This is a genomic window from Streptomyces sp. NPDC059002 (assembly GCF_042740435.1).
In the GTDB taxonomy this organism is placed as follows: domain Bacteria; phylum Actinomycetota; class Actinomycetes; order Streptomycetales; family Streptomycetaceae; genus Streptomyces.
In genome coordinates this window covers 1-25,326 of record NZ_JBHYJI010000073.1, presented here as the reverse complement: position 1 = coordinate 25,326, position 25,326 = coordinate 1, and the positions used below count along the sequence as shown (strand labels likewise).

Genomic DNA, 25,326 nt, shown 5'->3' with positions numbered 1-25,326 from the left:
ACGACCATCCCGCGCCGGAACGCACGACCACCCCGCGCCGGAACAACGGAACGAGGCGCCCCGCACCATGCGTGCGGGGCGCCTCGTCTGCGATGGGAGCCGTCGGCCCCCACCCCCTCAGCCCTCATCAGTCCTCATCGGCGAGGATCAGGTACAGCTTCTTGCGGGCGTCGTTGATGACCGTCAGCGCCTTCTCGCGCTGCTCCTTGCTGCCGGTCTTCCAGACCTGACCGAACGCCTCCATCAGACCGAAACCGGCCTGCCGGATCTCGTTCAGCGTGTCCCAGTCGACCCCGCGCCCGGCTTCCTCCCAGGGCGCGTCGGGGCCTTCCTCGGCCGCCTCGGTCCCTGCCTCGGTGAGCGAGAAGAGCTTCTTGCCGCCCTCGCTCTCGCTGCTGATCAGGCCCTCGTCCTCCAGGAGTTGGAGGGTCGGATAGACCGAACCCGGGCTGGGCTTCCACGCCCCGCCGCTGCGCTCGGCGATCTCCTGGATCATTTCGTAGCCGTGCATGGGGCGGTCCTTCAGGAGGGCCAGGATCGACGCGCGTACGTCGCCGCGCCGCGCCCTGCCCCGCGGGCCGCCTCGTCCGCCTCGGCCGCCGCCCCAAGGGCCGCCGGGGCCCCCGAAGCCGGGACCGAACGGACCGAAGGCCCCGCGCCGCCCTTCGAATCCTTCTCGACCGAACGGGCCGAAACCTTCACGGCCCTGGGGGCTGCCGCGGCGGCCCCGTCCGTGCTCGTGTTCAAAACCGTGGGAACGCATAGCGATCACTCCTTGATTCTCTGCTCGATCCACCCGATGCGCTCGGGATGGATTCTCGATCTTTGATCTGTCGCGAACCTGTCGTGAATCTGTCGCGATGCCTCAACGATATATCGGAACTGTTCGGCTGACAAGCCTCGGGGGCGGCCGTCCGCCGTCCTGTGAAAGTGGACCTTGACCAACTGCCACTGAACTTTGACCACCGGTACGCCCCCCTTGGGATCGGCCTTCTAGGCTGGCGTGGTGACTGATGCGCAGGAGCAGGTGCAGCCGTCGGGAGTGTGGGCCACTGCGGTGGGGGTGGCCAGGGTGCGGGCGCTGGAGACGGAGCGGGAGAACGCCCTGTTCCGCGACCCACTGGCACAGGCCTTCGCCACCGCCGGCGGCCTGTGGCCCTCCTCACCGCCGCTGCCCGATGACGAGGCCGCGCGCCGCCGCCGGCTGGCCGTGTCGTTCTCCATCGTCATCAGGACGAAGTTCCTCGACGACCTGTTGCAGCAGGCCGCCGCGTCCGGTGTCCGGCAGGTCGTGCTGCTCGGCGCCGGCATGGACAGCCGGGCCTTCCGGCTGGACTGGCCCGAGGGCACCCGGCTGTTCGAGGTCGACACCGCCGCGCCACTGGACTTCAAGGCTTCGGTGCTGCGCCAGGAGCGGGCCGTCGCACGCTGCGAGCGGATCACCGTCGCGGTGGATCTGCGCGAGGACTGGCCAAGGGCACTGGCCGCCGCAGGGCACGACCCGGCAGCGCCGACCGTGTGGATCGCCGAAGGACTGCTGATCTATCTGCCCGAGGACGCGGTGGAGCTGCTGCTGGCCCGGATCGGCGCGCAGTCGGCGACAGGCAGCCGGATGGGGCTGACGTTGGGCTCGCGCGGCGTGATCGAGCGCTTCGGCGCCAACGCCGTGCCGGGATCTGCGGCGTCCATGTGGGTCTCGGAGATGCCCGACGACCCGGCGGGCTGGCTGGCCGGGCACGGCTGGGAGGCAGACAGCCACACCCTGCGCGAGCGCGCTGCCGCGTACGGCCGCCCGATCAGCACCCCGCCGCAGCGCGAGGAGCGGCCCGGCGGACTGATCTCGGCGGTCCGCCGGTAGAGCGCCTCCAGGCGGTCACACTTCAGTGGCAGTTGGCCGAGGTCCACTGTCACAGGACATCCACTGGCCCGCTCTCCGCCGATCCGGGAACCCGGGTCAGCCGGTCCGGGACCCGGGTCAGCCGATCCAGGACCCGGGTCATGGGGGCTACCCCCCGAAAAGGTGTCGCGCTGGCCCCAGCGCGCCCGGGCCGCCGCGCGCGTGACGATCTCCTCAACAGCGCCTGACACCCAGCACGTTGAGGAGTGATCGCACATGACCGGCACTGGGAAACGATGCGCGGCGGCGGCTCTCGCCCTGGCCGCGACGCTGACCCCCGCGGCGGCCGCGCACGCGGCACCGGTGGCGCCCGCGTCGGCCGTCGCGTCGGACCCCGTCCGCGCCCTCGACCGCATCGCCCATCCGCTGCGGTCCGCGGAGCCGGGCACCGGCACGGCCGATCTGCGCGCCCTGGGGGTGATGGTCGGCGACGCCAAGGTGGTCGGCGTGGGCGAGGCCACGCACGGCTCGCACGAATTCTTCGCCCTGAAGGACCGGCTCTTCCGCCACCTCGTCGAGCAGAAGGGATTCACCACTTTCGCCCTGGAGATCAGCTGGTCGGCGGGTCTGCGGATCGACGACTACCTCCAGCGCGGCGACGGTGACCGCACCGCACGGCAGGTCGTGCACGAGGTCATGGCCGGATCCCCCTGGGACCGCGAGGAGTTCGCGACCCTCGTCCAGTGGATGCGCGACCACAACCTCCGGCACCCCGACCGCCCGGTCCACTTCGTGGGCGACGACATCGGTGCGCCCAGGCTCGATGAACGGGTCTTCGACAGCGTCACCGACTACGTCCGGCGGACCCGTCCGGAGTCGATGCCGCGCCTGGACGAGCTCCTCACCGGTCTGCGCCCGCTCGACGACGCCTTCGCCTACCTGAAACGGCCGCTCGCGGAGCGGCAACAGAACGCGGCCAGGGCAAAGCAAGTCCTTGATCTTGTGCAACGCCAGAGATCCGCAGGCGGCGAGGACTTCGAGTTCGCTCTGCAGAACGCACGCCACATCGCCCAGACCTACACCTTCCTGAGCGTCGACCCCGGCGACCAGGCATCGCTGACCGCCATGCAGCGCTACCGCGACCAGGTGATGGCCGAGACCACGGCATGGTGGCAGCGGCGCACCGGCGGCAGGGTCCTGCTGTCGGCCCACAACGACCACGTGGGCTACGCGGCCTCCGATCCCACGACGTACCCGAAGACCCAGGGCTCGTTCCTCCGCGACACCCTGGGCGCGGACTACCTGGCCATCGGCACCACCTTCGACCGGGGCTCCTTCCTCTCCAAGGACCAAGCGCTCGGCGGCGAGTGGAAGAAGTTCACCGTCGGCCCGGCCGGTCCCGGCACGAACGAGTACACGCTCGACCAGGTCCGGTACCGCGACTACTACGCCGACCTGCGCAAGGCCCCTGCCGCCGCCCGCAGTTGGCTGGGCATGTCACGCCCGACATACAGCGCGGGCACTCAGTACCCGAATGACAAGACCCCCGAGCTCGCCATAGGCGACGCATACGACGCCCTGGTCCACCTCCACACCGTTCGGGAGGCGGGCAAGCTGTAGCCCTCCCGGCGCGCACCGGGCGGCCGCCGACCATGGCTCGCCGCCCCATGTCACATTCCGCCCCACCCGCTCCGTCCACAAGGCATACGCATCGACGACAACCCAGGAGCGCACGATGGAAGCCCGCTTGAACCCCCTCGCAAGCCCGGTCGCCGCCAAGGCCGTCAAGCACGTCGTCGCGGCACACAAGGCACTCTCGGAATCGGGTCTTCCGCTCGCGACGCAGGAGTTGGTGAAGCTCCGCGCCAGCCAGATCAACGGCTGCGCCGGATGCATCGACATGCACACCAAGGAGGCCGCGTACGCCGGGGAGACCTCGGTGCGGCTCAACCTGGTCGCGGCCTGGCGCGAGGCCACCGTCTTCACCGATGCCGAGCGCGCCGCCCTGGAGCTGGCGGAGCAGGGCACCCGGATCGCCGACGCCGCCGGCGGCGTCACGGACGAGGCGTGGGCGAACGCCGCCAAGCACTACGACGAGGACGCACTCGCGGCCCTGGTGGGCGTCATCGCCCTCATCAACGCCTTCAACCGCCTGAACGTCATCACCCAGCAGCCCGCGGGCGACTACCAGGTCGGCCAGCACGGATAGCACGGACAGCGGGGAACACCCGGCCGGGTCCGCCCGCGCCGCCCCGCACGAACAGCACGCGCCCTGGGCACCGCACACCGGCACCCAGGGCGCACCCCTTCCCCACCCACCAAGAGCACGTCCGCCACGAGTACGTCCATCAAGAGCACGTCCGCCAAGGACACGTCCACCATGAGCACCTCCGCCAAAATCAAGTCCACATACCCAGGATTGGCCTTGGTTCGCGACTCCATTGGACCTCTACCGTCGACACCATGCCGACTTCCCACCGCATCCGCATCGTCGACGCCTTCACCGACCGCCCCTTCGCCGGCAACCCGGCAGGGGTACTCCTCCTCGACGCCTTCCCCGACGACACCTGGCTGCAGCACGTGGCCAGGGAGGTCAACCACGCGGAGACCGCCTTCGCCCACCGCCTGCCCGAGGGCAGCGAGGCCGACTGGGCGCTGCGCTGGTTCACCCCCGCCACCGAAGTGAACATGTGCGGCCATGCCACTTTGGCCACGGCACACGTCCTGAACACCACGGGCGCCGCCTCAGGCCCCGTACGCTTCGCCACCCGCAGCGGCATCCTCACCGCGACGGCCGACGAGGACGGCACCCTGACCCTCGACTTCCCGACCGCGCGGCTCGTCCCGGTCGACGTGCCCGACGGCGTCGCCGCGGCGCTCGGCGCCGAGCCGCTCTCCGTGCACGACACCGGCCATCTCATCGGCGACCTGGTCGTCGAGCTGGCCGACGAGAAGACGGTCCGGGCGCTCAGCCCCGACCACAAGTCGCTGGTGCGGCACTCCGAGCGCGGCATCATCGCCACGGCGCGGGCCGAAGACCCCACATGCGGCTACGACTTCGTCTCCCGCGGATTCTTCCCGCGCGTCGGCATCGACGAGGACCCGGTGACGGGCAGCGCCCACACGGCCCTCGCGCCCTTCTGGTCCGAGCGCCTCGGCGGCCGCACGGACCTCACGGGCCTGCAGGCCTCGCCCCGCACCGGCCTGGTCCGCGCCCGACTGCGCGGCGACCGCACCCTGCTGACCGGCCGCGCGGTCACGGTCATCGAGGGCGAACTCTTCGCCTGAGCCCCTAAGACCCAAAGCCCCAGAGACACCGCACGACCCGCCCCTCCCCCAGGCTGCCTACGAAGGCGTGGGCAGCCACCCCACCTTCCCCGCGAGCAGGCCGTACCCCACGAACGCCCCGATATCGAGCAGGGAATGGGCCACCACGAGCGGCCCGACCCGCCCCCACCTGCGGTAGAGCAGCGCGAAGACCACACCCATCGCCACGTTCCCGAGGAACCCGCCGATGCCCTGATACAGGTGGTACGAGCCGCGCAGCACCGAACTGCCCACCAGCGCGGCCATCGGCGTCCACCCCAACTGCCCGAGCCTGCGCAGCAGATAGCCGACCACGATGACTTCCTCGAGCACCGCGTTCTGCACCGCGGACAGCACGAGGACCGGGTACTTCCACCACACGTCGGGCAGCGCCTCCGGCACCACCGTGAGATTGAAGCCGAGCCCCCGCGCCGACAGGTAGAAGGCGATCCCGACGCTGCCGATCACCGCTGCGATCGCGGTGCCCCGTCCCAGGTCCGGCCAGGGCCGCGTCCGGTCGAACCCGATCGTCCGGAAGCCCGCCCCCTCGCGCAGCAGGAAGTGCGCGACGAGCGCGACCGGCACCAACGCGGTCGTGATTCCGAACAATTGCCACGCGAGATCAAGCCATGGACGCCCCGGCGCCGCCGAGGCGTTCATCGTGGCCGCCTGGTCCTTGAGACCACCCGGTTTGGTGACCGATCCGACAAAGCTAATCAGCGCGGACACACCGCTCGCTCCCAGCGAGAGCGCCAGAACGAGCAGTGTCTCGTCCCGGAGGATCCGTCGCGAGGGCCCACCCGTGGGAAAAGAACCGGCCATCGGCCCCGGCTCCGCTTGCACTTACGCCTCCAGTTGAGTAATCCCGCCTCATCCCCATCCTCGTCCCGCTAGGGTCTCGAAAGAAGTTACGAAGATCGTGCGCGACAGGCCGAGGGGGATGGACGCCGATTTCGGGCGTACCGCCCCCTCTTTCCTTGCTTCATCACTCAAGGAGGGGCACCACCGCCATGGGACGTCACAGCTTGCCCGATGAGTACGGGTCGGGCGCGCCCGACCCCCGCCCGCGCGCTCGCGGCCGCACGGTCGCCATCGCCACGGCTCTCGTCCTGGTGGTGGCGGGAGGCACGGCGGTGGCGGTGCGCAGCGGCCTGCTCTCCTTCGGCGGCTCCTGCGACGACGACGCCGTACGCCTGAACGTCGTCGCCGCGCCCGATGTGACACCCGCGCTGCGCGAGGCCGCCGACGAGGCCCGCGAGAAGGAGATCACCTCCGACGGGCACTGCATCGACGTGCGGGTGACCGCCCGCGACGCGTACAAGGTCGCCGACGAACTCCGGTCGGGCAAGGGCGATCCGGAGTACGACGTGTGGGTGCCCGACTCCGACATATGGGTGCAGCGCGTAGGCCTCGGCACCAAGCAGACGAAGGTCTCCCCCGCGGGCAACATCGCGTCGTCGCCCGTCGGCATCGGCATGGTGCCGTCCGCCGCGGAATCCCTGGGCTGGCCCAAGAAGACGTACAACTGGCCGGAGTTGACGGCCGCCGCCATGAAGGGCGACAAGCGGCGCCTCGGCGCCGCCGACCCCGCCCGCAGCGCGACCGGCCTGCTCGCCCTCGCCAAGATCGGTGTGTCCGCGAAGAAGCAGGGCGGCAAGGAGGGCGACACGCAGGCCGCCGCGCTGGCGAAGGCGCTGTCCACCCGCACCTCCGACAGCGACGGCCAGCTCCTGGACACCCTGGCCCGCGACGGATCGGGCACCGAGCAGGGCAACCCCCGCCGCAATCAGGCGCTGATCGTCTCCGAACAGGCCGCGTTCACGCACAACGCGTCGGCGGGCGAGGAGGACGGCCTCGACCTCTTCTATCCCAAGGACGGCTCGCCCCAGCTCGACTATCCGTACACGCTGGTCGACGACGAGGGCATGTCCACGGACCTGAGCCGCGCGGCGCTGCGCTTCATGACCATGTTCAGCGACGCCGAAGGACAGCGGATCCTGACGAAGCACGGCTTCAGGACCGACCCCGACCAGCCGTCGGACAAGCTCGTCACGGCGGCCGGCGGCCGCACCCCGCAGCCCTACGCCGACGAGGCCACCGAAGCGCCGTCGGACAAGCAGATCCAGGAGACCCTGGGCATGTGGACGATCACGGTGCAGAGCGCCCGGCTCAACACCGTCGTCGACGCCTCGGAGTCGATGAGCCAACTGGTGCCGGGACGCAGCCAGTCGCGCATGGAGGTCACCAAGGCCTCGCTGCTCCAGGCGCTCGCGGGCTTCACGGACGAGGACGAGATCGGCCTCTGGGAGTTCGCCACCCGGCTGGACGGCACGCGCGACTACCGCAAGCTGCAGCCCACCGAGCGCCTCGGCGACCGCGAGGGCAGTGCCACCCACCGCGACAAGCTGTCGGAGGCCTTCAGCGGCCTGCAGCCCGTGCCCGGTGGCGCGACCGGCCTCTACGACACCACGCTCGCCGCCTACAAAGAGGCACGGGCCGGCTACGCGAGGGGCAAGTTCAACGCGCTGGTGATCCTGACCGACGGCGCCAACCAGGACCCCGGGAGCATCTCGCGCAGCTCCCTCATCTCACAGCTCCAGGAACTCTCCGACCCCAAGAAGCCGGTGCCGATCATCGCGATCGCGGTCGGCCCCGACGCGGACAAGGACGAGGTCCAGCAGATCGCCGCGGCCAGCGGCGGCTCGGGCCACCAGGTCGACGACCCGGCGCAGATCCACGCGGTGATCCTCAAGGCCATCATGGAGGCGGGCAGCAACCGCGGCTGATCCCGGCCCGCGCACCGGGACGGCACCAGGCCCGCTCATCCGCGTGCCACCGGCCTCAGCGCAGCGGCACGGCCGGCTCCGGATGCCCCACGGGCCAGGTGTGCACGGGCTCGCCCGCGTGCATCAGCTCGCTGTAGCGCCGGGTGGTCGAGGCGAGCGCGGCCTCCCTGCTCAGTCCGCTCTCCAGGGCCCGGTGGTACGTCGCCGTCTGCCAGGACGCGCCGTTGACCCGCCGTCTGCACCGCTCCTCGATCACCCCGAGGTACAGGTCGCGGTCGGCGGGTTCGACACCCCACGCGTCCAGGCCCGCGGCGGCCAGCGGCAGCAGTTCGTCCCGTACGAGCTGCACCGCGGGCAGTTCGGCGGTGCCCCCGAGCCTGCCGCGCCGCGGCCACTGCAGCCGGGCGTCGATGCCGTGGCGGCACGCGGAGTCGAAGTTCCGCTCGGCGGCCTCGAAGGGCAGCCGGGACCACACGGGCCGCGACTCCTCGGCGAGCGCCCGCACGAGGCCGTAGTAGAAGGCCGCGTTGGCGATGACATCGGTGACGGTGGGCCCCGCGGGCAGCACCCGGTTCTCCACCCGCAGGTGCGGGACCCCGTCGGCGATGCCGTACACCGGACGGTTCCAGCGGTACACGGTGCCGTTGTGCAGGACGAGTTCACCGAGCCGCGGCACCCCGCCGGCGTCGATGACCCCCAGCGGATCCTCCTGGTCCATCAGGGGCAGCAGCGCGGGGAAGTAGCGCAGGTTCTCCTCGAAGAGGTCGTACGGCTTGGTGATCCAGCGCTCCCCGAACCAGGTGCGCGGCCGCACCCCCTGGACCTGCAGTTCGGGCGGGCGCGTGTCGGTGGACTGCAGGAACAGCGGCGGCCGCGACTCGCGCCACAGCTCGCGGCCGAACAGGAAGGGGGCGTTGGCGCCCACGGCGACCTGTGCCGCGGCGACGGACTGCGCCGCGTTCCACACATCGGCGAACCGGCCCGGCGTGACCTGGAGGTGCAACTGCACGGAGGTGCACGCCGCTTCGGGCGCTATCGACGTGGACGTGCACGTCAGCCGCTCCACGCCCTCGATGTCCAGCGCGAAGTGCTCACCGCGCGCCGCCACGATCTGGTCGTTGAGCAGGGCGTAGCGGTCGACGTCGGAGAGGTTCGCGGAGACCAGGTCGGCGCGGCCGAGCGTCGGCAGAATACCGATCATCACGATGCCCGCGTTCAGTTCGTTCGCTTTTCGCTGGGCATAGTTGAGTCCGGTGCGCAGCTCCTCGGCGAGCTGATCGAGAACGCGTCCGCCCAAACGGTGCGGGGCAATGTTCACTTCCAGATTGAACATTCCGAGTTCCGTCTGGAAATCCCGGCTCGCGATGCGCTCGAGAACCTGTGCGTTCAACATTCTCGGCAGCCCGTCGGGCCCGGCGAGATTCAGCTCGATCTCCATCCCCATCAGATTCTTGGGACGGTCGAACCGCTCCTCCTCCAGAAGTCGCCCGAGCCCCTCGAGGCACTCCCGGAGCTTCCTTCGGTACAGGTGCCGATCGGTCAGGTCGAACGTGCCCGCCACGACCTTCTCCCCCATCGAAGCGTCCCTCCCTCGGATGGGCAGCCAAGGACCCGGCCGCTGTGTACGGGGGATGATGCCCAGCCGATGTGATCCATAACGCCCCGCGAAGGACCGTGGGCCGCTACGCTCGACGCAGTCGCCGTACGGCACATTCACCAGGCATGCGGCATGGTGAAGATTCCGTTCCGTGGCGCCTGGGCAAATATACCGGCGCAATTCAGCCGACCGCTTCGGCGAGGTATTGCGAGGTCGCGGAAGCGGACCCCACGCGAAATCGGGAGAAATACCGCACAAGGACGGCTCGTTAGCGCCTTGCCCGCAATATCCACCGCGTCTAGAGGAAACACCGCCCGAACACGTCTCGTATAAACTCCGCACCGAGACAGAGAGTTGGCGCTCGCGGCCCCCCTGCCCCCGCCCCTCTGGCCCAGAGCTGACAGCGCCGTCCGCATCTGTCCCCCCGCTCCGCCGTGCCTGTCGTATGAGAGAGGCGACCCACCATGCCGCTGCATGTTCCCCCTGCCCCCGCGCCCGCCCTGCGCAGCGTCCTCGCGGCACTCGGTTCCCCCACGGCCGTACGCGAGGCCCGCACCCCGTCACTGCGCGCGGCCCAGAGCCCGGCGATCCCCGAACTGCCGCTGCCCGTCCATGTGCTGGACCGCATCACGTCGACGAGCACCGCACCGACCCGGCTGGCCGGCTGGCGATTCCTGATCCGCTGCGGCGAACGCGCGGTGGCCGCGGCCGACACGATGCTCACGCCGGACGGCTGGGCCTTCTCGCACTTCTTCGAAGGCCCCTACGTCGCCGCCACCGAACGCGCCCTGCGGCACGCCGAGGCCATGCCGATGTCCTGCCAGCCCCGGCTGCTCTCCGTCCCCGAGCTCTACATGCTCACGCTGTGGCTGCACCGGGACTGCACGGACGACGGCGCCGACGGATCGCTCGCCGCCACCGACCTGCTGGTTCCCCTCGCGCCCGCACCGCCCGGCATCGCCGCGCACCGCCCGCACCGCGTCGCCGACCTCCTGCCGGTCCTCACCCACCGGCTGACCCCGGCGCCGCTGCTCGGCTCACCCGCCTGACCCGCGCACCCGGGACCGCCCGGGACCTCCGCACCTCCTGTGCCCCGCCGCCGTCGGCCGCGGGGCACAGCGCTGCCCACCCATGTGGACTAGCCCGGCCGGGCCACCTCGAACCACCCGAAGAGACAGGGGAGTTGGGCTGAACCGTCCGGGCGGGTGATACGTCATTAAGCAGTAGGAGCCGCTGCAGCAAAATCCCTGCGGATTGACAGCCTGTAGGGCAACACTGGGATCGGACCGACTACAACGGGGGGCGGTTATGAATACCGCATCGAGCCACAGGACCGACGTCACCGCCATCACATCGCAGCGAAAGAACCCTTCCATGTGCCAGCACCAACCACCGTGCCCGACAGCCGACTCCGCCGACCGGGAAGCCGCGCTCCTCATGGCGAGCCACCCGGAGCAGGGCTGGAGCCTGCTGTGCAACGGCGTCCTGCTCTTCGAGGACACCGGTGAGTTGCTGCCGGACGGCCAGATCATCGCCCCGCACCGACCGCTGGGCACCGACCAGATCATGACGGCCGCCTGAGCACCGCCGGCACATCCGCACGGCGCATCCGCACAGCAGCACGAACAAGGGGCCGGCCCGGAGAGAACCTCTCCGAACCGGCCCCGACGCATGCCCGCACCACGCGGGCTGCGGACATCAGTCCTCGTACGCATCCAGCGGCGGGCAGGAGCAGACCAGGTTCCGGTCGCCGTACGCCTGGTCGATGCGGCGCACCGGCGGCCAGTACTTGTCCGACGCCACGACACCGGCCGGGAAGACGGCCTCCTCACGGGTGTAACCGTGCTCCCAGTCACCGCCGAGGGCGGCGGCGGTGTGCGGCGCGTTCCGCAGCGGGTTGTCGTCCGCGGCCCACTCGCCGGAACCGACCTTCTCGATCTCCGCGCGGATGGCGATCATCGCCTCGCAGAACCGGTCGATCTCGACCAGGTCCTCGCTCTCCGTCGGCTCGATCATCAGCGTCCCCGCGACCGGGAACGACATGGTCGGCGCGTGGAAGCCGTAGTCGATGAGCCGCTTGGCGATGTCGTCGACGCTGACCCCGGTCGCCTTGCTGAGCGGCCGCAGATCGATGATGCACTCGTGCGCGACGAGCCCGCCGGGACCGGTGTAGAGCACCGGGAAGTGCGGCTCGAGGCGCTTGGCGATGTAGTTCGCCGACAGGACGGCGACCTGGGTGGCGCGCTTGAGGCCCTCGCCGCCCATGAGACGTACGTACGACCAGGAGATCGGCAGGATCCCGGCCGAGCCCCACGGCGCGGCGGAGATCGGACCGACACCGGTCTCGGGCCCTGCCGCGGGCTGCAGCGGGTGGTTGGGCAGGTACGGCGCGAGGTGCTCGCGCACACCGACCGGACCGACGCCCGGACCGCCGCCGCCGTGCGGGATGCAGAAGGTCTTGTGCAGGTTCAGGTGCGAGACGTCGCCGCCGAAGTGCCCCGGCTTGGCAAGGCCCACAAGGGCGTTGAGGTTGGCGCCGTCGACGTACACCTGACCGCCGGCCTCGTGCACCTCCGCGCAGATGTCGGCGACGTGCTCCTCGAAGACGCCGTGCGTCGAGGGGTACGTGATCATCAGCACGGCCAGCTCGTCGCGGTGCTTCTCGATCTTGGCGCGCAGGTCCTCGACGTCGACCTCGCCGTCGTCGGCGGTCTTCACGACGACGACCTTCATGCCGGCCATGACGGCGCTCGCGGCGTTCGTGCCGTGCGCGGAGGACGGGATGAGGCAGACGGTGCGCTGCTCGTCGCCGTTGGCGCGGTGGTAGCCGCGCACGGCGAGCAGACCCGCGAGCTCGCCCTGCGAACCGGCGTTGGGCTGCAGCGAGACCTTGTCGTACCCGGTGACCTCGGCGAGACGTTCCTCCAGCTCACGGATGAGCGTGAGGTAGCCCTGCGCCTGCTGGGCGGGCGCGAACGGGTGCAGCTGACCGAACTCGGGCCAGGTGACCGGCTCCATCTCGGTGGTCGCGTTGAGCTTCATGGTGCAGGAGCCCAGCGGGATCATGCCGCGGTCGAGCGCGTAGTCGCGATCGGCGAGCTTGCGCAGGTAGCGCAGCATCGCGGTCTCGGAGCGGTACTGGTGGAAGACCGGGTGCGCGAGGAATTCGTCGCCGCGCAGCAGGCCATCGGGCAGCGTGTCCGCGACCTCGGCGTCCAGCGCGTCGATGTCGGCCTCGACACCGAAGGCTCCCCACACGGCGGCCAGTTGCTTGCGCGTGGTGGTCTCGTCGCAGGCGATGGAGACGTGGTCGGCGTCGACCGGACGGATGTTCACGCCGCCTTCGCGGGCGGCGGAGACGAGCTCCTCGGCCTTGCCCTCGACGCGCACGGTCAGCGTGTCGAAGTACGCGCCGTGCACGACCTCGACGCCCCCGGCGGTGAGCCCCGCGGCGAGCAGCGTCGCGTACCGGTGGGTGCGCCGCGCAATGGACTTGAGGCCCTCGGGCCCGTGGTACACGGCGTACATTCCGGCCATGACAGCGAGCAGCACCTGCGCGGTACAGATGTTGCTGGTGGCCTTCTCACGGCGGATGTGCTGCTCGCGGGTCTGCAGCGCGAGCCGGTACGCCTTGTTGCCGTCGGCGTCGACGGAGACACCGACGAGCCGCCCGGGCAGGCTGCGCGCGAACTTCTCGCGCACCGCCATGTATCCGGCGTGCGGACCGCCGAAGCCCATCGGCACACCGAAGCGCTGCGTCGTACCGACGGCGATGTCCGCGCCCAGCTCACCGGGCGAGGTGAGCAGCGTGAGCGCGAGCAGATCGGCGGCGACGGTGACGACGGCACCGAGCTCGTGCGCCTGGTCGATGAGGGGCTTGATGTCGCGTACGACACCGGAGGCACCCGGGTACTGGACGAGCACACCCACGACACCGCGCTCGGCGGCCTCCGCGGGGATGCCCTCGCTCAGATCGGCGACGACGATCTCGACACCGGTCGGCTCGGCGCGCGTCTGGATGACGGCGATGGTCTGCGGCAGCGCGTCGGCGTCAACGAGGAAGACCCCGTTCTTGACCTTGCCCATGCGCCGCGACAGGGCCATGGCCTCGGCGGCCGCGGTGCCCTCGTCGAGCAGCGAGGCCCCGGAGGTGGGCAGGCCGGTCAGCTCGGCGACCATCGTCTGGAAGTTGAGCAGCGCCTCGAGGCGTCCCTGCGAGATCTCGGGCTGGTACGGCGTGTAGGCCGTGTACCAAGTCGGGTTCTCCATGACGTTGCGCAGGATGACCGGCGGGGTGAAGGTGCCGTAGTAACCAAGCCCGATCATGGAATCGAGAACCTGATTCCGGTCGGCGAGGGAGCGCAGCTCGGCGAGCACCTCCGCCTCGGTGCGCGCGCCGGGCAGGTTCAGTGCCTCGGCGTTCTTGATCACATCCGGCACCGCGGCGGCCGTCAGCTCGTCGAGCGAGCCGTACCCGACCTGGGCGAGCATCTTGGCCCGCGCTTCCGCATCGGGCCCGATGTGCCGCTGCTCGAAGGGGATGCCCTGCTCCAGCGCGGAGAGCGGGATGCGATTGGTGGCAGTCATTGCGGAGGCCTCCTGGTCTGCACGACCTGCGAGGGGTACCACGGCGCGGGTACCCGGACGGCCTCCCCCTCTGTCATCTCAACCTGAGAGCTTCACAGGTCCGTCCAGTCCAGCGACAGATCTGCTTTCACCGTCGGTGAGGAAGGGTTCCGAACGTGCCCGCCCGACGCCCGCCCTGCTTTCCAGAGTGACCTCGTCCGTGCGGTACGGGTGCCTGAGAGATTCCGGGGAGGATTTGCTCCTTCGGCGCCTCCGGAATCACGTTCCGGAGAGCTCTCCCGCACGGGGTCAGCAGCCAGGCGCCAGCCTACCAGCGAGGTCCGCGGGCGATCCCTCGAGTGGCCGCCTGCCCCGAAGTGCTCTTTCGTAGTGACTACGAACGATTGAGGATGAGTTACGCCCGAATCCGACAAGCCGCGACCAGCTGGAGGGCCCGTGCAGACCGACATCGATCCGCGCAACCTGATCGGCCGCAAGGCGTTCGACCGGAACGGTGCGAAGATCGGCACGATCGACGAGGTCTATCTCGACGATGCCACGGGCGTCCCCGAGTGGGCCGCCATACGCACCGGCCTGTTCAGCCGCGACGCCTTCGTCCCCCTGGAACCGAGCGAGCTGATCGACGACGGCACCCTGCACATCCCCTTCGACCGCGCCCTGATCAAGGACGCCCCGGACTTCGGCGTGGGCCGCCATCTCTCCCCCGAACAGGAACTCCAGCTCTACCACCACTACGGCCTCGACACCACGCCCCCGCCCGCGTCCCCACCGCCCGACCAGGACTTCGGCCACATCGCGGGCACAGAGACCCCATAACCCCGGAACACCCCCGGTCCACGCGACCAGGCCCTCGCGCTACCGCCCACCGGGCGCGGCCACCGGACCCTCAGCCCCGGCCCCGCCCGGCCTCGCCCGGGCCGCACCGCCCAGACTCCCCTCGTCGAGCACCCCCTCACCACGCGCTCCGGCACCCACCAACGGCAACGGCTCCGCCGCCTCAAGATCCGGATCGTCGGTACGGAACGTCCGCACCCGCCCGGGCTCCGACCCCGGCGTCTCAAAACGCACCGTCACCCGCCCCAGGCCGCTCCCCTGCACCCACCCGTGCCCGTGCTCGGCATGCCGCACATCGTGCCCGGCCGCCCACCGCCGCTCGGCCGGCACCACCGTCTCCTCGACGGCCTCCTCAAGCTCGCCCGCAGGAACCTCACCCCCCGCGTCCTCCGCCCCCACCCCCGGCTCGACCTCGGCCCCGGCCTCCGCCTCGGCGGCCTGCGCCTGCGCGAAGAGGTCCTCCTGCGTGTAGTCCGCAAGCCCCGTGACCCCCACGCCCAGCAGCCGCACCCCGCCCGTGGTGTCCACGGACTCCAGCAGCCGCGCCGCGGCCTCCCGCACCACACCGGGGTCGTCCGTGGGCCCCCGCAACGTCTCGGACCGCGTCAGCGTCGAGAAGTCGAACCGCCGCACCTTCAGCACGATCGTCCGCCCGGAGTGCCCCGCCGCCCGCAACCGCTGCACACACCGCTCGGCAAGGCGCGCGACCTCCGTCCGGACCCGCACCCGGTCATGGATGTCCACGTCGTACGTGTCCTCGACACTGACCGACTTGGCGTCCCGCTCGGCCACCACGGGCCGCTCGTCCCGCGCCAGCGCCATCGCGTACAGCGAGCCCCCGTGCGCCTTCCCCAGCAGCCGTACGAGCTCGTCCTCCCCGGCCTCCGCGATCTCCTCGACCGTGGTGATCCCGGCCCGCCGCAGATGATCCCCCGTCGCAGGCCCCACGCCGGGCAGCGTACGCACCGACATAGGTCCCAGCAGGGCCCGCTCCGTCCCCGGCGCTATCAGCCTGAGCCCGTCCGGCTTGGCCTCCTCCGAGGCGATCTTCGCGAGCATCTTGGACACCGCGAGCCCCACCGACCCGGTCAGCCCGGTCACCGCCCTGATGTCCGCCCGCAGCCGCTCCCCCACGGCCCTGGCCGACGCCTCGTCATCGGCGACACCGCCCGCTTCGAGGTCCACGAACGCCTCGTCGAGACTGAGCGGCTCCACCAACGGCGACAGCTCCCGGAGAAGCCCCATCACCTGCTCGCTGACCTCCCGGTACAACCCGAAGCGCGGCACGAGATAGGCCGCGTTCGGCGCCAGCCTGCGTGCCTGCCCCATCGGCATCGCCGAGTGCACCCCGAACCGCCGCGCCTCGTACGACGCGGTGGCCACCACACCCCGCGGCCCGAGCCCGCCCACGACCACGGCCTTCCCGCGCAGGCTCGGCTTCGCGGCCTGCTCCGCGGACGCGTAGAAGGCATCCATGTCCAGATGCAGAATCGTCGGGGCGCTTCTCACACACCCGATGCTGCCCTACGCCACTGACAACGCCGCCTCGCGCCATGCGAAGCGGCGTTGAAGCCCGTACGAGGCCCCCGCGCAACGGCGTGGGGCCACGGAGGAGCGGACGTCCTCAGACGGCCCTGTTGCGGCGCCTGGCTAGCTCATCGGCGGGGTTGTGCCCCACGAGCGTCTCCCCGGTGTCGATGCGCTCACCGTGCAGCTGGGACAGCGCTGCCTCGACGTCCCGCCACACGACACCCACGGCGATACCGAAGACCCCCTGTCCGCCCTGGAGCAGATCGTGGACCTCGCTGGGCGACGTGCACTCGTACACCGTCGCCCCATCGCTCATCAGCGTCATCCGCTCGAGATCTCGGAACCCGCGCTCCCGCAGATGCTGGACCGTGGTCCGGATGTTCTGCAGCGACACCCCGGTGTCGAGGAACCGCTTCACGATCTTCAGGACGACGACGTCCCGGAAACTGTAGAGCCGCTGGGTCCCGGAACCACCGGCAGCGCGCACGCTCGGCTCGACCAGACCCGTACGGGCCCAGTAGTCGAGCTGTCGATACGTGATGCCGGCGGCCGCGCACGCGGTAGGCCCGCGATACCCGATCTGCTCGGAATTCTCGAACGTCGCGTCCCCGCTCCCCTGGACCGCCATCGGCCGTTTCGGAGAGTGATCGGCCGCGCCGCTGTGAAACGGGTACGGACCGCCCACCGCCGTACCGTCGCCGCTGCTTCTCACGCCGACCTCCGTCCTTGACCTGCCTTCTCGACGGTAGGCAGTCACCAGGGGCTCGTCAACGATCGCCACACTAGGCACGCCGAGTGATAATCACCCTGAGAGTGGTTTCCCGGATCTCACCGCCGGGAAAGGCTAGCCGAATGGTCCGGCGCGAGCCGCCCGGAGGCGGCTCACTGACTGTTGGTACCGAAGTCCTCGGGCGAGATCTGGTCGAGGAACTCGCGGAACTTCTCCACCTCGTCCTCCTGCTCGTCCGGGATCGCGATGCCCGCGTCGTCCAGGACACCGTCACTTCCGAAGATCGGAGTCCCGGTGCGCAACGCCAGCGCTATGGCGTCGGAAGGCCGCGCGCTCACCTCGACACCGCTCGCGAAGACCAGCTCCGCGTAGAAGACACCTTCGCGCAGGTCGGTGATGCGCACTTCGGAGAGCTCCTGACCCACCGCCTCCAGCACGTCCTTGAACAGGTCGTGGGTCAGCGGCCGTGCGGGTGCCATGCCCTGCTGCGCGAAGGCGATGGCGGTCGCCTCCCCTGGTCCGATCCAGATGGGGAGGTACCGGTCGCCTCCCACTTCACGCAGGAGCACGATCGGTTGGTTGGAGGGCATTTCGACCCGGACACCTACGACGTCGAGCTCGTTCACACAGCAACCCTAGGACGTGGCTGGCAGGTTTGGGTAGTCGGGCACCCGCCGAGTACCGGCGGAGCATCCTCCGGGTCAGGGCAGTCTGACCCCGAGCGCGGTCTGCACCAGCGCCGAGTGCAGCTTTCCCGTGAGCCCCACCAGCTCTTTGGTTCGGGCCTCGGCGTGGGCCCTGGTCTGCGGATTACGATGCCGCCGCAGCGGCGCGACGATCTGGTCGACGAGCCCCGCCTCCCGCTCGGCGGCGGCCTTCATGGCACGAAGATGCCGCGGCTCGATGCCGAACCTGCCGAGTTCGACGACGAGCGAAGCGACCGTGACGGCCTCGGCGTCATAGCCACCGTCCGGCAGCGGAGCGACGAGTCCGTACGTCTCCCACTCGTCGAGCTGCCCCTCGTCGATCTCCGCGACGGCCAGCAACTCGTCCCGGCCGACACGGGCCGCGGTCGGCCCCTCGCTCTCGTCCTGGCCCTCGGCGTCACCGAGCCCCCGCTGCCGCCCCAGGGAAGGCAGCGGAGCCCGCTCACCGCGCTCCAGGGCGTCCAGGTACTCACGGATGACCTTGAGCGGCAGATAGTGGTCCCGCTGCATCCTCAGGACGTGGCCGAGCCGTTCGACGTCCTCCGGGCTGAACTTCCGGTAGCCGGAAGGCGTGCGCTGCGGCTCGATGAGGCCCTCGGACTCCAAGAACCTGATCTTGGAGATGGTGACCTCGGGAAACTCGTCGCGCAGCTCGTTCAGCACGGTACCGATGCTCATCAGCCGACGGTCCGCGGCGGCGGTGCCGTGACCGGCACCGCCCCTCGGTGTTTGAAGCATGGGCCTTCCCTGGGGGTCTCCCGGACGGAGTCCGGGAGAGAGTCAGATGCCCCGCTGGCTCGCGTAGAAGACCAGTCGGTACTTGCCGATCTGGACCTCGTCGCCGTTCGACAGCGCGACGGAGTCGATCCGCTCCCGGTTGACGTACGTGCCGTTGAGACTGCCCACGTCGGCGACGGTGAAGGAACCGTCCTGGACGCGACGGAACTCCACGTGGCGACGCGACACGGTCACGTCGTCGAGGAAGATGTCGCTCTGCGGGTGACGGCCCGCCGTGGTCAGCTCACCGTCGAGCAGGAAACGGCTGCCCGAGTTCGGACCGCGACGCACCACGAGGAGCGCCGAGCCCAGCGGCAGCGCGTCGACGGCCGCCTGCGCCTCCGGAGAGAGCGCGGGCGAGGGCGTCTGCCCCGTGACCTCCGCGTCGTAGGCCTCCAGGCCCGAGATCGAGATCGTCGAGGTCGTCTCGGACGCGCGCTCAGGCGCGGCCCCGGCCCGCAGCGGCGCACCGCAGTTGGAGCAGAACCGGCTCGCCTCAGCGTTGCGGTTCCCGCACCTCGTACACACCAGGGCCATGGACGGATCCTCCTGCCGCGGCTGCCCCGCGGGGGCATTCGTTGCGTACGGGTCGGGGGCAAACCCTCCACCCGTACTTGAGGTTGACGGTTCTCCGAAACCTATGCGGCCGGGACCGGCAGGGTCAACAGACGACGCGCCCTGTCCGCCCGAAATGTCACCGCCTGGACCAGCGACCTGATCCCGGAACATCGGGCGCCCCGCGCCCTGCTCCTCGGCATCTCCATGGCGCGGGGCACGGTGCCGGGCAGTGGCGGGATTGCCGCTGTCCTCACGTGCACTCTTGCCGAACAACTTCGCAAACAACTTCACGGGCGATTCCCCTTGACCGAAACAGACCCGCCCGTGGGGCAGGACGAACCCTGATTGCACACACCGGCATTCATCGGTGAACCAGACATCCTCACAACGTCCGTATCCACCAAACAGTTTCCACCACGCACCACCCCTTCGGTGCGCCGACCCCCCGCATCCTCATGCCCTAGCCCAGCGGCCCCCATGCGCCCCCGCCTCACTGGGAGGACGACCGAGCGTAGTCAGGCCGCTTCGCAGGTCGCAAGGCATCCACGACGATCTTCTCCGAGCGGGTCACGCTGACCGTGGCCTGCTCCTTCTCCAGAGTCTGCACCACGCCTCCCGGGATGTTCAGCGCAGGTTCCAGATCCTGCGGCTTCCCGATCACCTTGAAGAGGTACGGTGCGCCGACCTTGCGCCCGTCCACCCGCACACCGCCACCGCTCGCGTCCGAAAGGTGGGTGTTAGCCACCACGCGTACGTCGTTGATCTGGATGGCCTCGGCGCCCGCGGCGCGCAGCTCCTGAATCGCGTCGAGCAGCATGTCCGCCTCGATCGCCCCCTTCTCGTCCTTGATGGAGAGCGTGATGCCGGGCCCCTGGGCCGCCACCGTCCCGGCCAGGATGCCGAGTTGCCGTTCTCGCTCGACCGTCTGCTTGCGGGCCTCTTCTGCCTGGTCCGAGCTGTTCTCCAGCCCGGTCCGCTGCTCTTCGAGGCGCCGCTTCTCCTCTTCCAGACGCTGAGTACGGTCATCCAGTTCATCGAGGATGCGTACGAGATCTTCTTGCCGCGCGCCACGCAGCGCACTGCTGTCGTTGTTGGACCGCACCTGGATGGCCAGACCGAGGCCCAGCACGAACAGCAGCAGGGCGACAATGAGTTGAGGCCGCGTCACCCGCGGCGGCCACAGCCCCTGTGCCAGCCTCTGACGGCCGGTGAGCTGCGGCGGTCCCTGCTCCGGCGGTGCGGGCGTCTCCGGCTCGTTGGGGACCTCCGCCGGGAGTTCCCTGCGCCGGCCGTAACCGGGCGTCTCGTCAGCGTTCATCGGCGTCACGCCCTGAAGACGTGCCGGCGGATCGCGGCCGCGTTGGAGAAGATCCGGATGCCGAGGACGACGACGACGCCGGTCGACAGCTGGGCGCCGACGCCCAACTTGTCGCCCAGGAACACGATCAGGGCGGCCACCACCACGTTCGACAGGAACGACACCACGAAGACCTTGTCGTCGAAGATGCCGTCGAGCATCGCGCGCAGACCTCCGAACACGGCGTCCAGCGCCGCGACCACGGCGATCGGAAGGTACGGCTCGACCACCGCCGGAACCTCGGGCCGAACCAACAATCCGGCCACGACTCCCACGACGAGGCCCAGTACGGCGATCACGATGTGCCCTTTCCTGCTTTCGGCTCTGCTGTACGTACGGTCACACTCGGCGCGGCCGGCAACACGAGCTCGTCCGACACGGAAATGCTGGTCCGGATGCCGAAGTTCTCCTGCAGAGCGTGCAGATACTGACCGTCACGGCTGTTCTGGAACCGGGTGCTCAAGCGCTTCCCGTCCCCCACCGCGAGCACCGTATACGGCGGCACCAGCGGCCTGTTGTCGACCAGTATCGCGTCACCCGCGGCCCTGATCGCCGACAGCGCGGTGAGCCGCTGGTCGTTGATGGAGATCGCCTCGGCGCCGGACTCCCACAGGCCGTTGACGACGCGCTGCATGTCGCGGTCGCGCACCCGTCCGGTGTCGGAGAACCCCGCGCTCTCACGCGGCCCACCGCCGCCCTGGTCGGCTTCCTTCTTGTCGTCCACGACGAGCTTCACGCCGGGCCCGTGGACCTCCGTGGCACCCGAGAGCAGACCCACCAACTCGCCCTGGCTGCCACCGTGCTTCTTCAGCGCAGCCTCCTGCCGCTCCCCCACGTCGTCGCGGAGCTCGTCCACGTCGTCCTCGAGCTTGTCGGCCCCGGCCGTCGCCTCCTCGACGCGGTCGATGAGCTCCTCACGCTCCTTGGCGACCACCGGCGCCGCTATCCGCGCCTGCGCGGCCCCCACCGTGACCACGAGCGCGGCAAGCACGAGACCCGCCGCGAGCCCGAGCTTGGCCCGCAGGGGACGCGGCACACCACTGTCCCCCCTGGCCTTCTTCCGGGCCGCCGCCTCCGCGTACCCCTCGTCCAGACTGTGGTCCATGACGGTGGTGAGCAGCGACATGGAAGCGTCCGGGCGCCGGGGGCGCGAGGGGGTGCTCCGAACGGGGGGCTGCTGCGGCATGCCGCACATCGTCGCACGTCGCGGGCGTTACCTCCGAATGGCCCCACCGGCGCGCCGGGCAGCACCTGTTGCACATACTGCCCGGCACCCGCCGACGGGTCAGCGACCGGCGCTGTCCACCACCGCGGACCACTCGTCGAGCAGCGCCTGGGCGGACGCGTCGTCGGGTCCTTCGGCCCACAGATGAGTGACCGCCTCAGCCGGATCGGGCAGCACGAGCACCCACCGCCCGTCGGTCTCCACGACCCGCACACCGTCGGTCGTGTCCACGGATCGCTCCCCCGCCGCCTCCACCACGCGCCGCATCACAAGCCCCTTGACGGCCCACGGAGTCGCGAGATCACGCCGCAGCACATGCGCGCGCGGAATGCGGGCATCGATCTGGCTCAACGTGAGCTGGGTACGCGCCACGAGACCGATGAGCCGTACGAAAGCTGCCGTTCCATCGAACACACCGCTGAACTCGGGCACGATGAACCCGCCGCGCCCGTCCCCGCCGAAGATCGTCGAGTCACCGCGCCCGACCCGCGTCAGATCGTCCGGCGACGTGGTCGTCCAGTCGACCTGCGTGCCGTGATACGCGGCCACCTGCTCGGCGATGCGCGTCGTCGTGACCGGCAGCGCCACCCGCCCGCTGCGCCGCTCGGCGGCCACCAGATCGAGCATCACGAGCAGCGCCCGGTCGTCCTCGACGATCCGCCCCTTCTCGTCGACGAGCGAGAGCCGCTCACCGACCGGGTCGAAACGCACCCCGAAGGCGGCCCGCGCCGACGCCACGATCTCCCCGAGCCGCACAAGACCCGACCTGCGGGCATCGGCGGTCTCCGTGGGCCGGGACTCGTCGAGCCCCGGATTGATGGTGAGCGCGTCCACGCCGAGCTTGCCAAGCAGGCTCGGCAGCACAAGCCCCGCACTGCCGTTGGACGCGTCGACGACCACCTTCAGCTCGGACTCGGCCACACCCGTGGTGTCGACATTCCGCAGCAGCGACCCCGTGTACGAGTCGAAGACGCTCGCAGGGAAGTGCAGGTCACCGATCTCACCGGGGAAGGCACGCCGGTACTCCTGGCGCGCATAGACCCGGTCCAGTTTCCGCTGGCTGCCCTGCGACAGATCCGCGCCCTGCCCGTCGAAGAACATGATGTCGACGGAGTCCGGCACCCCGGTCGTCGTCCGGATCATGATGCCCCCGGCACTGCCCCGGGCCGTCTGCTGCCGCGCGACCGGCAGCGGAACGTTCTCCAGATCCCGTACGTCGATGGCGCTGGCCTGCAGCGCCGAGATCACCGCCCGCTTCAGTGCCCGCGCACCTCGCGAGTGATCACGTGCCGTGGTGACGGTCGAGCCCTTCTTCAGCGTCGTCGCGTACGCGCCCGCAAGGCGCACCGCGAGTTCGGGCGTGATCTCCACGTTCAGGATCCCGGACACCCCACGGGCCCCGAACAGATGCGCCTGGCCGCGGGACTCCCAGATGACGGACGTGTTGACGAACGCGCCGGCCTCGATCGTCTTGAACGGATAGACGCGGACGTTGCCCTGGACGATCGATTCTTCACCGACGAGGCACTCGTCACCGATGACCGCACCGTCCTCGATACGGGCCGCACGCATGATGTCGGTGTTCTTCCCGACGACGCAGCCGCGCAGATTGCTGTGCTGCCCGATGTAGACGTTGTCGTGCACGACGGCCCTGTGCAGGAACGCACCGCTCTTCACCACGACGTTCGAGCCCACGACCGTGTGCTCACGAATCTCCGCGTTCGCCTCGACCTTGGCGTAGTCCCCCACATACAGCGGCCCTCGCAGTACGGCGTCGGGATGCACCTCGGCACCCTCGGCGACCCACACCCCGGGTGAGATCTCGAAGCCGTCCAGCTCGACGTCGACCTTGCCCTCCAGCACGTCGGCCTGCGCCTTGACGTAGCTCTCGTGCGTGCCGACGTCCTCCCAGTAGCCCTCGGCGACGTACCCGTAGACGGGCTTGCCCTCCTTCATGAGCTGCGGGAAGACATCACCCGACCAGTCGACCGGCACATCGGCCTCAACATAGTCGAAGACCTCGGGCTCCATCACATAGATGCCCGTGTTCACCGTGTCGGAGAAGACCTGCCCCCAGGTCGGCTTCTCGAGGAAACGCTCGACCTTTCCTTCTTCGTCGACGATGGTGATGCCGAATTCCAGCGGATTGGGCACGCGCGTCAGACAGACGGTGACCAGCGCGCCCTTTTCCTTGTGGAAGTTAATCAACTCGGTGAGGTCGAAGTCGGTCAGTGCGTCGCCGGAGATCACGAGGAACGCGTCGTCTTTCAGCGCTTCCTCGGCGTTCTTCACGCTGCCTGCTGTGCCGAGTGGCTTCTCCTCATTGGCATAGGTGAGCTCCATACCGAGCTCTTCACCGTCGCCGAAGTAGTTCTTGACGAGCGAGGCCAAGAACTGCACGGTCACTACGGTCTCGGTGAGCCCATGCCTCTTCAGCAGGCGCAGCACATGCTCCATGATCGGGCGATTGGCCACAGGTAGGAGCGGCTTGGGCATGCTTGAGGTCATGGGGCGAAGGCGAGTGCCTTCGCCGCCGGCCATCACGACGGCCTTCATGTCGGAAACGTCCTCCTATATAGACGACGATCTAGCCGACTTAGCCCACCAAGATGGACCCACATATGTTGCTGTGTGAGCCTTCGAGCCTCTGCAGCCGCCGAATCGGCAAGCTCAATCGGCCGTACTGTCCGCCTTGATGAGCCGGCGGACCTGAACCACGTAGAGGATCCCTGCCCACCAGTAGAGCGTTGTACCCCATCCGGCGAACGCCCATCCGAAAATAGCAGCGAGCGAGGCAAGCCAGCTAGTTCCGTCACTGAGGAGCAGTAGTGGAAAGGCGTACATCAGGTTGAAGGTGGCGGCCTTGCCCAGGAAGTTCACCTGGGGCGGCGGATAGCCATGGCGCCTGAGGATGCCAACCATCACCAGCAGAACCAGCTCGCGCAACAACAGCACCGCGGTCAGCCAGAGCGGCAGAATCTCGCGCCACGTCAGCCCGACCAGCGTCGAGAGGATATAGAGCCGGTCGGCCGCTGGGTCGAGCAGCCGGCCCAGGTTGCTGATCTGGTTCCATCGACGCGCGAGCTTGCCGTCGAGGTAGTCGCTCACACCGCTCAGCGCCAGGACCAGCAGCGCCCAGCCGTCGCAGTTGGGCCCGCCGAACTCCGGCCTGAGGATCAACCACAGGAAGAGGGGCACGCCTGCGAGACGCGCCATGCTGAGGATGTTCGGGATGGTGAGGACACGGTCCGTCTGGACGCGCGTCTCCTGGACCTCCACCCGGGGGCCTCCTGTGGGAAAGAGCCAATGATGCCCCCTGACCTTACCCTCAGTTGCCGCACCACGGTGCAGAGGGGTGGCCGGGTGCCGCGGCCCCATCAAAACAAAAAAGCCGTGGGGGCGGGGAGGCAAAGAAACCAGGCCCCCGCCATGAAAATACATAAGGGGGCGGCGACAGAACACCACCGCCGCCCCCCCACGAACAGAACGGCCGGG

General features: G+C 69.5%; 22 protein-coding genes and 1 riboswitch. Of the genes, 8 read left to right on the top strand and 14 right to left on the bottom strand.

From position 1 onward, the window contains the following. Nucleotides 1–127: 127 nt before the first annotated feature. Nucleotides 128–763: a PadR family transcriptional regulator gene (locus ACFWZ2_RS38335; RefSeq protein ID WP_384553880.1), complete on the bottom strand. Its 636-nt coding sequence runs from the start codon at nucleotides 761–763 to the stop codon at nucleotides 128–130. A 279-nt stretch (nucleotides 764–1,042) separates the two neighbouring features. On the opposite strand from ACFWZ2_RS38335, the gene ACFWZ2_RS38330 reads away from it, so the two are divergent. The 4 genes from ACFWZ2_RS38330 (at nucleotide 1,043) to ACFWZ2_RS38315 (ending at nucleotide 5,125) form a co-directional block, all read left to right on the top strand. Further along, nucleotides 1,043–1,858, top strand: a complete 816-nt coding sequence (locus tag ACFWZ2_RS38330) for a class I SAM-dependent methyltransferase (protein WP_384553917.1) — start codon at nucleotides 1,043–1,045, stop codon at nucleotides 1,856–1,858. A gap of 255 nt (nucleotides 1,859–2,113) precedes the next feature. Continuing rightward, on the top strand, nucleotides 2,114–3,457 hold the full coding sequence (locus ACFWZ2_RS38325) for an erythromycin esterase family protein (RefSeq protein WP_384553878.1): 1,344 nt from the start codon (nucleotides 2,114–2,116) through the stop codon (nucleotides 3,455–3,457). Between the two features lie 115 nt (nucleotides 3,458–3,572). Next, nucleotides 3,573–4,046, top strand: coding sequence for a carboxymuconolactone decarboxylase family protein (locus ACFWZ2_RS38320; protein WP_384553876.1), 474 nt, complete (start codon nucleotides 3,573–3,575; stop codon nucleotides 4,044–4,046). Nucleotides 4,047–4,300: 254 nt separating this feature from the next. After that, entirely contained in the window at nucleotides 4,301–5,125 is an 825-nt protein-coding gene (locus tag ACFWZ2_RS38315) for a PhzF family phenazine biosynthesis protein (RefSeq protein ID WP_384553874.1), read from the top strand. A 57-nt stretch (nucleotides 5,126–5,182) separates the two neighbouring features. On the opposite strand, the gene ACFWZ2_RS38310 is transcribed toward ACFWZ2_RS38315, so the two are convergent. Continuing rightward, nucleotides 5,183–5,986, bottom strand: coding sequence for a CPBP family intramembrane glutamic endopeptidase (locus ACFWZ2_RS38310; RefSeq protein ID WP_384553872.1), 804 nt, complete (start codon nucleotides 5,984–5,986; stop codon nucleotides 5,183–5,185). A gap of 167 nt (nucleotides 5,987–6,153) precedes the next feature. Between ACFWZ2_RS38310 and ACFWZ2_RS38305 the strand changes: the two genes are divergently transcribed. Further along, a complete protein-coding gene (locus ACFWZ2_RS38305) occupies nucleotides 6,154–7,929 on the top strand; it encodes a substrate-binding and VWA domain-containing protein (RefSeq protein WP_384553870.1) in 1,776 nt (591 codons plus the stop codon). Between the two features lie 55 nt (nucleotides 7,930–7,984). Here ACFWZ2_RS38305 and ACFWZ2_RS38300 read toward each other — a convergent pair whose 3' ends face one another. Next, nucleotides 7,985–9,505, bottom strand: coding sequence for a glutamate--cysteine ligase (locus tag ACFWZ2_RS38300; protein WP_384553868.1), 1,521 nt, complete (start codon nucleotides 9,503–9,505; stop codon nucleotides 7,985–7,987). Between the two features lie 485 nt (nucleotides 9,506–9,990). Between ACFWZ2_RS38300 and ACFWZ2_RS38295 the strand changes: the two genes are divergently transcribed. Together ACFWZ2_RS38295 and ACFWZ2_RS38290 are read left to right on the top strand one after the other, a co-directional pair. Continuing rightward, on the top strand, nucleotides 9,991–10,575 hold the full coding sequence (locus ACFWZ2_RS38295) for a hypothetical protein (protein WP_384553866.1): 585 nt from the start codon (nucleotides 9,991–9,993) through the stop codon (nucleotides 10,573–10,575). Between the two features lie 325 nt (nucleotides 10,576–10,900). Continuing rightward, complete coding sequence (locus tag ACFWZ2_RS38290) at nucleotides 10,901–11,107, top strand: DUF5999 family protein (RefSeq protein WP_030794330.1); 207 nt, start codon at nucleotides 10,901–10,903, stop codon at nucleotides 11,105–11,107. Nucleotides 11,108–11,224: 117 nt separating this feature from the next. Here the strand turns inward: ACFWZ2_RS38290 and gcvP are convergent, their stop codons facing one another. Continuing rightward, nucleotides 11,225–14,113, bottom strand: coding sequence for an aminomethyl-transferring glycine dehydrogenase (gcvP, locus tag ACFWZ2_RS38285; protein WP_384553864.1), 2,889 nt, complete (start codon nucleotides 14,111–14,113; stop codon nucleotides 11,225–11,227). A gap of 192 nt (nucleotides 14,114–14,305) precedes the next feature. Continuing rightward, nucleotides 14,306–14,404: riboswitch (glycine riboswitch) on the bottom strand. 144 nt (nucleotides 14,405–14,548) lie between these two features. On the opposite strand from gcvP, the gene ACFWZ2_RS38280 reads away from it, so the two are divergent. Beyond that, nucleotides 14,549–14,929 carry a PRC-barrel domain-containing protein gene (locus ACFWZ2_RS38280; RefSeq protein ID WP_384553862.1) on the top strand — a complete coding sequence of 127 codons (381 nt, stop codon included), beginning with the start codon at nucleotides 14,549–14,551 and terminating at the stop codon, nucleotides 14,927–14,929. A gap of 39 nt (nucleotides 14,930–14,968) precedes the next feature. On the opposite strand, the gene ACFWZ2_RS38275 is transcribed toward ACFWZ2_RS38280, so the two are convergent. From ACFWZ2_RS38275 to ACFWZ2_RS38230, 10 genes are all read right to left on the bottom strand, one after another. Further along, a complete protein-coding gene (locus ACFWZ2_RS38275; protein WP_384553860.1) occupies nucleotides 14,969–16,456 on the bottom strand; it encodes a DNA polymerase IV in 1,488 nt (495 codons plus the stop codon). Nucleotides 16,457–16,571: 115 nt separating this feature from the next. Continuing rightward, entirely contained in the window at nucleotides 16,572–17,189 is a 618-nt protein-coding gene (locus ACFWZ2_RS38270) for a MerR family transcriptional regulator (protein ID WP_384553915.1), read from the bottom strand. A 170-nt stretch (nucleotides 17,190–17,359) separates the two neighbouring features. After that, the gene (locus ACFWZ2_RS38265; protein WP_063795355.1) at nucleotides 17,360–17,833 is read right to left on the bottom strand and encodes a bifunctional nuclease family protein; all 474 of its coding nucleotides are present in this window, start codon (nucleotides 17,831–17,833) and stop codon (nucleotides 17,360–17,362) included. 75 nt (nucleotides 17,834–17,908) lie between these two features. Continuing rightward, nucleotides 17,909–18,652 (bottom strand): MerR family transcriptional regulator, encoded by a 744-nt coding sequence (locus tag ACFWZ2_RS38260; protein WP_384553857.1) that lies wholly within the window; start codon nucleotides 18,650–18,652, stop codon nucleotides 17,909–17,911. 42 nt (nucleotides 18,653–18,694) lie between these two features. After that, nucleotides 18,695–19,657, bottom strand: a complete 963-nt coding sequence (locus ACFWZ2_RS38255) for an FHA domain-containing protein (RefSeq protein WP_384553913.1) — start codon at nucleotides 19,655–19,657, stop codon at nucleotides 18,695–18,697. A gap of 82 nt (nucleotides 19,658–19,739) precedes the next feature. Further along, on the bottom strand, nucleotides 19,740–20,567 hold the full coding sequence (locus ACFWZ2_RS38250) for a DUF881 domain-containing protein (RefSeq protein WP_384553855.1): 828 nt from the start codon (nucleotides 20,565–20,567) through the stop codon (nucleotides 19,740–19,742). 5 nt (nucleotides 20,568–20,572) lie between these two features. Then, on the bottom strand, nucleotides 20,573–20,905 hold the full coding sequence (locus ACFWZ2_RS38245; RefSeq protein WP_003988855.1) for a small basic family protein: 333 nt from the start codon (nucleotides 20,903–20,905) through the stop codon (nucleotides 20,573–20,575). Next, nucleotides 20,902–21,801 (bottom strand): DUF881 domain-containing protein, encoded by a 900-nt coding sequence (locus ACFWZ2_RS38240; protein ID WP_384553853.1) that lies wholly within the window; start codon nucleotides 21,799–21,801, stop codon nucleotides 20,902–20,904. Before ACFWZ2_RS38240 ends, ACFWZ2_RS38245 begins: the two co-directional genes overlap by 4 nt. Before the next feature lie 90 nt (nucleotides 21,802–21,891). Next, nucleotides 21,892–24,387: a sugar phosphate nucleotidyltransferase gene (locus tag ACFWZ2_RS38235; protein ID WP_384553851.1), complete on the bottom strand. Its 2,496-nt coding sequence runs from the start codon at nucleotides 24,385–24,387 to the stop codon at nucleotides 21,892–21,894. Between the two features lie 114 nt (nucleotides 24,388–24,501). Further along, the gene (locus tag ACFWZ2_RS38230) at nucleotides 24,502–25,110 is read right to left on the bottom strand and encodes a CDP-alcohol phosphatidyltransferase family protein (RefSeq protein WP_384553849.1); all 609 of its coding nucleotides are present in this window, start codon (nucleotides 25,108–25,110) and stop codon (nucleotides 24,502–24,504) included. Nucleotides 25,111–25,326: the final 216 nt, after the last annotated feature.